The organism is Streptomyces chlorus (assembly GCF_042655885.1).
Classification (GTDB): Bacteria; Actinomycetota; Actinomycetes; order Streptomycetales; family Streptomycetaceae; genus Streptomyces; species Streptomyces chlorus.
This window is the reverse complement of sequence record NZ_JBHSOA010000123.1, coordinates 1-9408: the sequence shown is the minus strand read 5'-3', so window position 1 is coordinate 9408 and position 9408 is coordinate 1. Positions and strand designations below refer to the sequence as shown.

The 9408-nt window shown below is 68.4% G+C and carries 8 protein-coding genes and 2 pseudogenes; 7 read left to right on the top strand and 3 right to left on the bottom strand.

The window, feature by feature from the left end; all coding sequences use genetic code 11:
• Positions 1–412 precede the first annotated feature (412 nt).
• The 3 genes and pseudogenes from ACFPZI_RS33660 to ACFPZI_RS33650 all read left to right on the top strand — a co-directional run.
• Positions 413–970: an EF-hand domain-containing protein gene (locus ACFPZI_RS33660; protein WP_381370969.1), complete on the top strand. Its 558-nt coding sequence runs from the start codon at positions 413–415 to the stop codon at positions 968–970.
• A 141-nt stretch (positions 971–1111) separates the two neighbouring features.
• Positions 1112–1822: a TenA family transcriptional regulator gene (locus ACFPZI_RS33655; RefSeq protein ID WP_381370968.1), complete on the top strand. Its 711-nt coding sequence runs from the start codon at positions 1112–1114 to the stop codon at positions 1820–1822.
• Positions 1823–1992: 170 nt separating this feature from the next.
• Positions 1993–2196 (top strand): annotated as a pseudogene (locus tag ACFPZI_RS33650) (IS1380 family transposase); the annotation flags it as partial.
• A 26-nt stretch (positions 2197–2222) separates the two neighbouring features.
• Here ACFPZI_RS33650 and ACFPZI_RS33645 read toward each other — a convergent pair.
• The gene (locus ACFPZI_RS33645; protein ID WP_381370967.1) at positions 2223–4010 is read right to left on the bottom strand and encodes a transposase; all 1788 of its coding nucleotides are present in this window, start codon (positions 4008–4010) and stop codon (positions 2223–2225) included.
• A 94-nt stretch (positions 4011–4104) separates the two neighbouring features.
• Here ACFPZI_RS33645 and ACFPZI_RS33640 point away from each other — a divergent pair.
• Positions 4105–4503, top strand: a pseudogene (locus ACFPZI_RS33640) (transposase family protein); the annotation flags it as partial.
• A 57-nt stretch (positions 4504–4560) separates the two neighbouring features.
• Here ACFPZI_RS33640 and tpg read toward each other — a convergent pair.
• Together tpg and tap are read right to left on the bottom strand one after the other, a co-directional pair.
• Positions 4561–5118 (bottom strand): telomere-protecting terminal protein Tpg, encoded by a 558-nt coding sequence (gene tpg, locus ACFPZI_RS33635; protein WP_381370966.1) that lies wholly within the window; start codon positions 5116–5118, stop codon positions 4561–4563.
• Positions 5119–5121: 3 nt separating this feature from the next.
• Complete coding sequence (tap, locus tag ACFPZI_RS33630; RefSeq protein WP_381370965.1) at positions 5122–7233, bottom strand: telomere-associated protein Tap; 2112 nt, start codon at positions 7231–7233, stop codon at positions 5122–5124.
• 368 nt (positions 7234–7601) lie between these two features.
• Here tap and ACFPZI_RS33625 point away from each other — a divergent pair, with 368 nt between their 5' ends.
• The 3 genes from ACFPZI_RS33625 to ACFPZI_RS33615 all read left to right on the top strand — a co-directional run bounded on the left by ACFPZI_RS33625 (position 7602) and on the right by ACFPZI_RS33615 (position 9347).
• Positions 7602–7910 (top strand): DUF6300 family protein, encoded by a 309-nt coding sequence (locus ACFPZI_RS33625; protein WP_381370964.1) that lies wholly within the window; start codon positions 7602–7604, stop codon positions 7908–7910.
• Between the two features lie 99 nt (positions 7911–8009).
• On the top strand, positions 8010–8213 hold the full coding sequence (locus ACFPZI_RS33620) for a hypothetical protein (RefSeq protein WP_381370963.1): 204 nt from the start codon (positions 8010–8012) through the stop codon (positions 8211–8213).
• Between the two features lie 543 nt (positions 8214–8756).
• Entirely contained in the window at positions 8757–9347 is a 591-nt protein-coding gene (locus ACFPZI_RS33615; RefSeq protein ID WP_381370962.1) for a hypothetical protein, read from the top strand.
• Positions 9348–9408 lie beyond the last annotated feature (61 nt).

Genomic DNA, 9408 nt, shown 5'->3' with positions numbered 1-9408 from the left:
CGCTACACTCCCACCGCTCGACGTTTCCCCACGTCAAGCCACGAAGTACTGCTGGAGTACTAACCCGTGCGGTCCTTCTCATGTCACGGCCCGACCGGGGCGATCACTATTTCCCCCGAGGTCGTAATGGCCACCAGCCCGGACACCCACCGACCGCCTACCTGGGCATCTCAATGACCGTTGACACTGCTTGAGGACATCCACCGCCGGATCGCGGTCGCGCCGGCGCCACGCCCTTGAACCGGGCTGAAACTGCCAGGTCGAATTACTCACTCGAATGAGTGGTGAAGCTTTGGTACCGGCGCCCGGGAAGGGAAACGCTGCCACCCTGAGCTCACGAGTCATTGCTCGTGGACCGGGTCGCGGTGGGTATTCGATTCGCCCACCGCACAAGAAAATTCGAGGTCTTCGCATGCCGGAAAAATCCATTATCCACAGCAAGGCCCAGCATTACTACAACGTGTTCCATCACGAGCGCGACGGGTGGGTCAGCGAAACCGACGTGTACGCCTGGGTGGGCCGCACGACGCGGGAATTCAAGCTCACGCCAGGAACCTCCCCCGCCAGCGCGCTGCAGAGATCCCTTCTGGAGTACTGGAAGAGATTGTTTGCCCCTATGGACACAGACGGGGACGGCGTCGTATCACGCGACGAATTCCTGGCCGGGTTTGTCAGCCTGGGGGACAAGCCGGATGATTACGCGCGGATTGTCACGCCGTCCGCCAAGGTCTTCGTGGCCACCGCTGACGTCGACGGAGACGGCGAACTCGACAAGTCCGAGTTCAAGCGCCTGTTTCAGTCCTCTTTCGCGCTGAGCGACGAAGACATCGACGTGTCGTTCGCCGACATCGACACCGACAGCTCCGGCTCCATCTCAACTGACGAGCTGAGAGCGGCCATTCGCGTGTTCCACAGCAGTACTGATCCGAACGACCGAGGTCACCGCCTCCTGGGAGCCCTGCGTTCCTGAGCCGACAGAACCGGACAGCGTCCTCTCGTCCAGAGCCCCTCGCCGTCGGGTGCTGATTCCACTCGGCACCGGCGATCAGAGGGGCTCCGCCGGTCCCCGCATCGAGCCGCGCTCAGGAACAACACGCCAGGAGAAACGACCGTGACCACCCAACTGCGGACAACCAAGGCCCCGCTGGTGACAGCGCACGCCAAGCACATCGTGGCCGAGACCGGTGTCCTGAACAATCCGTACTTCCGAACGCTGGTAGACGGAAGCATGTCGTTGGAGAACTTCCGCACAAGCCAGGAGCAACTAGGTTTCGCCGTCACCTACTTCGCCCGTCCGATGGCTGCGCTGGTGTCCCGGATCGAGCACCCCTCGGATCGCATCGGCATCCTGGGCAATGTCGTGGAAGAACACGGCGGATTCCGCCCTCAGGAATTCCATCACGAGACCTTCCGCGGATTTCTGGCCAGCATCGGCAGCGACACCGTACGGCTGAACGGCCTGAAGATGATGCCGGCCGTCCACGCGTACAACAGCGTTCTCAGTGCGGTGTGTACGTGGGAGGACCCGCAGGTAGGAATTGGCTGCATGGGCGCGATCGAGTACGCGTTCGCCTCGGTATCGGCCATCACGGGCAACGCGGCTGTGAACCGCGGTTGGGTCGCTCAAGCCGACCTGATGCACTACGGCCTCCACTCCGAAATCGACGAACAACACGCAGAGGACTTCTTCCTGCTGCTAGAACCCCACTACCGAAACCCAGCCGCACGACGCCGAATCGACCAGGGCCTCGGCCTGGGCGCGTACGCGCTGAACCGCCTCTACAGCGATCTGTCCGAACTGGGTCGTTCACAGCAAAACTGATCAGGGCTGGGCGAGCAGGAAGGCTGCGAGCGCGGTGAATACGGACAGGATCGCGTTTTCCGCCGCCCGGGGCGACCGTCCCAGAAGCCTGATGAACGTGTGCGATCGCATGCCACTCCACCCTTGGGTTCTTCACCGGTGCCCACAAGGTGCTCACCAACAGCAACGAAACGGGCAGCAACACCGCAGCCGATCACATCACCACAGCTCAACTCGCCCTGACGTAACTGCCGAAGAAGTACCGGCGTGGACGCCGGACGCTGGTTCGCACCGACTTCGGAGGCGGAACACACGAGTTCACCGCCTGGCTTGCCCAGCGGGGAAGGTGGCTGTCGTACTCGGTCGGCATGACCATCACCGACGCCGTCCACGAGGCCGACTCTGCTGCGCAATTCCGGGGTCAGGCCGTGAGCCGGTAGGCGAGGTGTTTGAGGCGGCTGCTGCGGGTGTGGTGCTGGTCGTGTCCGGTCCAGTAGGCGTCGAGTCGGATCACGTTGAGGGCGGTGGCGGAGAAGGAGTGCTGGAGGCGGACTTTCGGCAGTCCGCGGTAGCGGGCCCGGCGCATGCCGGTGATGTCCAGGGCCTGGTTGATGGTGCCCTCCACTCCCGCGCGCAGGGCGTACTTGGCCTTCCAGGTCTCCGTCTTCTGCTCGGAGCGGGCCCGGACGAGGGCCTCGTGCGGTTCCCTGGGCCGCAGGGTGAGCATGCGCCGACCCAGCGCGGAGCTGGTGCACTGTTTCCGGAAGGGGCAGGGGCGGCAGGTGAGAACGCTGAAGGTGATGACGATCGCGTCCGCGCCGTGCTGCTTCACCGGGTTCCAGTGCGCGCTTCTCTTCCCGGCGGGGCAGCGGACCTGCCGGGCCTTCCAGTCGATGGCGAAGGCGTTCTTGTCGAAGCCGGTGTGCGCCTTGGCCTGGGCGGAGTGGTCCAGCAGGACCGGGGTGACCATACGGATGCCCCGCTCCAGCGCGGTGGTGATCAGATCGGCGGAGGGGTAGCCGGAGTCCAGGTAGTGCTCGCCGGGTTTCACCCCGTGCTCGGCCAGGCGCCGTTGAACAGGCCCGGTCGCCTTCACATCGGGCACGGTGGCGTCGGTGGTGAACACGTCCGTGATCAGGTTCGGTGCCGCTCGGACCCCGGCTTCGGCTTCGGCTTCGGCTTCGGCTTCGGCTTCGGCTTCGGCTTCGGCTTCGGCTTCGGCTTCGGCTTCGGCTTCGGCTTCGGCTTCGGCTTCGGCGGGAGTGTCGCAGGTCTCGGTGAGGTGGACCTTGTAGCCCATCCAGAACAGCTCTTCGCCCTTGGCCGCCCAGCGTGCGTCGGGGTCGTAGGGGGAGGCCAGGCGCAGTTGGCCGGGCGGGACGCCCTCGTCATCGGCGTCCCGCTTCTTGACCACCTCCCGTCCCCGGGTGTCGGTGTGCACGTAGTAGGTCTGCACAAGGACTTGCCGCAGGAGGCGCAGGGTCTCGATCCCCCGGATCCATTCCGGAGCATCGGGCGCCCAGACCGCCCGGCACAACGCCAGCGCGTCCTGACCGAAGACCTGCGCGAGCCGGTCACGTTTCGTCTGCGAGGACGGCATGCGCCAGCCGTCCACCCGGGGCCCGTAGCGGTGGGCGAACTCGGCCACGTCGACCTGTCCGGCCAGCCAGGACGGTGCCGCGACCGCGAGGGCCTCCAGGGCCGCCCGCACACTCTCCCCGGCCAGCTCCATACGGTTCAAGTCCCGCACCGCGCTGATCACATGGGTGGAATCGGTGCGCTGCTTACCCCCGGCGGCCACCAGTCCCTCGACCTTGCAGTGCTCCAGGAGCCGGTCGAAGACCACCCGTTCCATGCCGTGCCTGGCCAGCCGGGCACGGAACCGGCTCAGCACGCTGGCATCGAAGCCCGTATCCGTCAGCTCCGCTCCGAGCGCGTACTTCCAGTCGATCGCCCGCACCGCCATCGCCGCGGCCTGCCGATCGGTCAGGTCCTCAGCGAACTGCAACACCGTGACCAGGCACAACACCCCCGGCGACAGCCCCGGGGCACCACGTACCCCGAACGCGTCGGCGAACGGCTCGTCGGCGAAGACCTCCGCGAGCCGGTCCCGCACCCGCATCGCCAGGCTCCCCCTCGGGAACGCCGCCCGGGCCACCGCCGCGGTCTGCTCCGGGACCTCCGGCAGCCCCTTCGGCCGCATCGACATCGCACCACCCCCACGGCCGCACGACAGGAAACGGCCGCACAGACGATCATCCCGCGCCCACCATCACCCCCGCACGGAATTGCGCAGCAGAGTCAACATTCAGTTCCTGTCCGCTCCGGACGGCACGCCTTTGTGGATCTCGGATGTGGAGCCGGGCTCCACGCTGGACATCACGGCCGCGCGACTGCACGTGCTGACAGCGCTGTACAAGGCCGCCGCCGGTGGCCTGCCCACCCTGGCAGACAAGGGGTACATCGGCGCCGGGATCGGCATCCGTGTCCCTGTTCGCCGCCCCAAGGGCCGCTCAGAGAAGGCTCTGGACATCGACACCCGCATAACGAACGCCCTGATCAGACACGTCCGAGCCCTCGGCGAACGCACCGCCGCCGAACTCAAGGAACGCTGGCGCACTTTGAAGCGCATCAGCCTCAGCCCCACACGGATCGGTGATATTGCCCGCGCTGCCTTGGTCCTCAACAACCACTGGAGGTGATCTTCATTGAGAAAACCTCAGTCACAGTATCTGTGACGTGCCTAAATGAGTTCCGAATTAGTAGTCGAGATCCAGGTAGTCAATGTCGTTGATGGCCACGTCCGACAGGCCCATGGCGCGGCCTCCGCCGTCCTGGAAATAGACGTCCTTGAATCCCTCGGCGATGATCCCGCGCATCTCCCGGTCGCCGGCCCCCGCGGCGCGGGCGTCGAACAGGCGCTGTGCGTACGCCGGGGGAAGGTGCACGGTGAGCCGCCGGAAGCGTCCGTCGTCGGTCGTGCCGACCGGTGCCGTGTATCCGAAGCGGGCCCTCGTCTCCACCGTGATCCCGCCCGTGGCGGCGGCCTGCTTCTGCCGGCGTTTGCGCACCTGCGGCTGCCAGCGGGCCCGCACCGCGTCGTCGATCTTCGCGGCGACGTCGGCGCGGGCGTGCTTGCGGGCGCCGCGCCGGTAGCGGTTCACGGAGTCGGCGGTGACGCCGATCTCCTGCGCGACGGCCTTCGCGCTGCCCAACTGCTTGAGCAGGTAGCGGATCTGACTCTTGAGCGTCTTCGGCGGCTCACGGGTGAAGCTCTCCCGGTCGGCCCGCTCGATGGCGTCCCCGATCTCCCCCACCGGTCACTCCCCTTCGTCCAGGACGGCGTCGCCGCCCTTGATGTGACGGGCCGGGTTGAGGCCCTGCTCCATCAGGCCGACCGCCCACAGCATCGACCGGACCCCCTCCAGCTTCGCCAGGCCCGGGGTGGGGCCGAGGCGGAAGCCGCCGGGCTGCGGCTTGCCGCTGGCGGCGTAGGGCAGGAAGTCCAGCGGGCTGTCGCCGGGACTCGGGTAGACGACGCAGTCGGACAGCACGGCGAGCGGGTACAGGCCCGTCATCTTCGCCATGTTGTTGAGCTTGCGGTGCATGTTGACCCGCGCCTTGGAGATGACGGCGGCGCGGATGTCGGGGCGCCAGGTCTGCCGTTGAAGGGCCGGCCACCGCTCCCCCTCCTTATAGGACCTGCCCTGCGGACGCTCGCGCAGCTTGCCCACGCCACCCTTGACCGTGGCCTTGATAGCGGCGAGGACGGCGGTCAGGGCCGGGTCGACGTCCTTGTGGCGTTCCATCGCCGCGAGGAACTCCGCATCCGGCAGGTCCCGGGTGACGCCGAGGTCGGCGAGGGTGTCGATGTACGCGGTCCTGAGCCGGTCGTGCCACGGGTCCAGGTACGCGCCGGTCTCGCGGCGCAGGTACGCCTCGATCGGGTGGACGTCGTGGCCGAGCTCCTGGGCGTAGGCGACGGTGTGCGTCTGGTACCAGGCCGGCCCGGTCGGACGCTCGCCGGTCGGCGTGAACGGCGACGGCAGGCGCGGGTCCAGCTCGATGGGGGACAGGTCGACCAGCCAGGAGCCGGGGATCTTCGGGTTGAACGTCGGGGCGTGGAAGTGGTCCGGGGCGGACAGGCCGACGACCAGGCGGTTCGCGGCGGCGAGGAACGCGGTGTTCAGGTCCAGGCCGACCGCGTACGGCAGCGTGCACTCCGCATCGGTCAGCAGGTCGACGTCGCGGACCCACTGGTACGCCTCTTCGTCCAGGAACCCGCCGGTCCAGCAGCTGTTCACGACCACGGGGTGTTCGGGGGTGGCCTCCGGCGGCGCCGGGTCCATCGGCTCCGTGCCCAGCGAACCGGGGTTGTGGCCGGGCACCCAATTCCCGGTCTCCGGGTCCTGGACGGCCCTCGTGGGCGGGCGCAGCGCCGTCATCAGCTCCAGGCCCGAGACGGCCGTGGAGCCGCGCGGGGTGATGACCCGGGTGGCGTAGACGCCGAGGACGCGGGCGATGTCGGCCGGCTCCATGTCCGCGACGCCCGGCCAGGACCGCTCGTCGAGGGCGTCCCAGGACAGGATGGCGAGCTGAACGCACTGCCGCTGATTGCCCTGCGCCGTGCGGTAGATCCGCGCCCACGGGCCGAACCCGCGCTGCGTGAGCCGCCACTTCGTCTTCGCGACCTGCCTGACCACCGGGTGGTCCTTGGGCAGGCGCAGGGAGCGGCGCTGTTCGTGGCCCTCCAGGCGCTCCGGCAGCCCGAGCTTCACGGCCGCGGGCGCGGTGAGCACGATCAGCGGGTCGGAGTCCTTGCCGTAGCGGTTCAGCTTCGCGGCCCCGAGGCCGGACTCACGCAGCGTCCACTCCACCAGCTCCGGCACGGTGGTCGCCGGGCAGTCGAGCACGATGCCGTCCGTGCCGTACGCGGAGCCGTCGCCGTCCAGCACCGCGAGCGGGCCGTGCGGGAAGCGAGGGTCGTCGGCGGGCTTCGCGGTCTTCTTCGCCGCCGGACGACGCGACGACGTCGCCGGGCGCGAGGCCGGACGGGCGGGGGCGGTCTGGGCGGGGGGTGCCTCCACCGGCGCGGCGGTCGCCGGACCGGGCGCGGCCGGGCCGGCGACCGTGGCCGGCACCTCCGGCTGCGGCGCGACGGCCGGGGCGGCGGGGGCGCCGTGGGCGGGGTACTTCGCCGCCCAGCCGTTCAGTAGCCGCTGGTACGCCTCCAGGCGCGGCGGCTTCGGCTCGCTGCGGCCGTTCTCGTAGTTCTTGACCGTCTGCGTCGTGGTTTTCAATGCGGTCGCGAGGCGGGCCTGGGTGATGCCGGCGGCCTCGCGCAGCCGGGCACGCTCCGCCGGGGGCGGGAGCTGCGGCTCCTCCTCCAACAGCGCGTCGACCGACGCGAACAGCTCTTCCTCGGTGGCCACGTGGATCTCCTTCCGCGCCTCCACCCTAGCATCGCTTATCCCTTCATTTAACCCATCTTTTTAACCCTTTCGGATTGAACTCCGAGCGAGGTGTGGATGGTTTCGGACAGCAGTGTGACCGTTCGCGATAACTGGCGGATGTTCACACTTGCAGGCGGAACCGCCGAGCGGATCACCTGAGCTGCGTTTTCGCTGGTGGGGCACCCGGTTCGGGTCTCGGATCCGCCAACTACCGTGAACAGAAACGCCATGACCTGCGAGGACGCCCCAGTCGATCCGCCAACTATCGCGAACAGTCACAAAGGGGTTGACGGCGCAGGTCAGCGGGCCTTGGGTGGAGGGCCACTTCCAGAGCAAGGGGGCTGGCCATGGAACTGCTCAGGTTCTCCGACCGACTGCCGCAGTGTTCACGCTGCCGAGGCGACCTCATCATGAGCGGAGTGACGCCGCAGAACGACGAACCCGGGCGGCCGATCCACCTGGAGCTGTGCCCGGCCTGTGACACCGGCGACGTCGACCGCCCGGCGGCCGGCCTTCTCGTCCAGTGGTTCGCCAACGACGGCGGTCATGACGAGAGCCGCGTCAAGGAGGGAGCCCACCTGCTGATGGAGTGGACGAAGGAGTGCATGGCTGTCCACGGCTGGTACTTGCAGGACGCCCCGCCCAACCAGCCCTGAACGCCGTCTGACGACCCCACGGCCGCAGGCGGCGGCCGCCCTCCACCCCTTCGGGTGAGGGCGCCCTGGCGACGCTGGAACAGGGTCAGTACGTTCCCCGTGGCCACCGAGGAAGAGCTGTTCGCGTCGGTCGACGACCTGTCGGTGTCGACCGGCCTGCTGAGTGTGGTGGTCACCGGCCTGGGCATGGTCGGGCTGTTCTTCATCCCGGCCGCCAGCTCCCGCCAGCTGCCGGACGTCATCCGCCGGCGCGCGACCGCGAGACGTACGGGCCCGGACGGGCCGGGCGCCGCCCAGCCGTAACCGGACCTTGGCGCGCAGCGTTGGACACGGCAGCGCATGCATGAACATCCGCCCCCCGCGGATACGCGTGTGAGGGCCCCGGCGCGGCAGTGCCGGGACGGGGCCCTCACGGCGTCTTGGCGCCAGGAAGCCCGGACAGAGTCACCCACGTGGCGGATTCGCGGCTCGCCCGGCGGCTGCAACGATGCACCCAGGGGCAGCGGATGCTGGTTGTGGGCCGGTCTGCCTGCCTGACGCCCGGCTATGAGCCGGGTCGGACCTTGCGAGGTCCCATGCCCTTCAGCGAGTTCGTCGAGGTGTACTGCATCACTGGACAGCTGATCACCGCCATCCTCACCTTCCTGAACGGCCGTCGCGGTGGTGGCAGCTGACATTGAACAGTGCTCCCCCGCTCCATGCCGGCCAGCAAGGGGCGGGGGGCACGAACAGCGCTCTTCACCGGGGGCGAAAGGCCAGACCGGATCGGCAACAGGAGCATGCGCGTTGTGCGTCAGGTGCGCAACGAGCCGGACGCCGAAGCCGGTGTACGTCCAGCCTGCGGGGATGGACAAGTTGATCGAGCTGGTGAACAGCTCGCTCGTATCCGGGGCGGTCATTGCCGTCCTGGCGTCATGGCTGACCAGCCGTGCCCGCAACCGCCAGGACCAGCAGACCGAGATCGGTGCTCTACGGGTACAGGCCGACGCCATGACGGTGGCAGTGATGGAACTGCAGGGCGCGGCCGCCGCCAACCGCCTGCTGTGGGAAGGGCCGGCCGAGCGCGGGCGGACGTTCCTGCTGACCGTGCTCGCCTTCACGGGCGGCGCCGCACGCGCCCGAATCGCCGGCGGAACGGACGTGCAGAGCGGGCTGGTGGGCTTCGGACGCGCGGCTGAGCTACTGAGCCGGGAGCGCATCGCCACCAAGCAGACCGCAGCCGCTGTACGCGAACCGCTCACCCGGGCCGCCACCGCCGCTGCGCCGCTGATGCGCTGCTCCGACCCGGCCGTCGTCACCGCCACCGAGCAGCTGCTGCACGCCATGGGAGACGTGGAGAACACCACACGCCTTGAGGCCGCCCTGGAAGGATTCGGCCGGGCCGTGAACGCGGCCACCGCGCCGCGGCTGTCCTGGTGGGCGCAGCGGCGCGCTTAGCCTTGATCCACCGATGTGACGGCTGTGGATGACTCTTCGGGAAACGAGGAAGTGCCCTGCG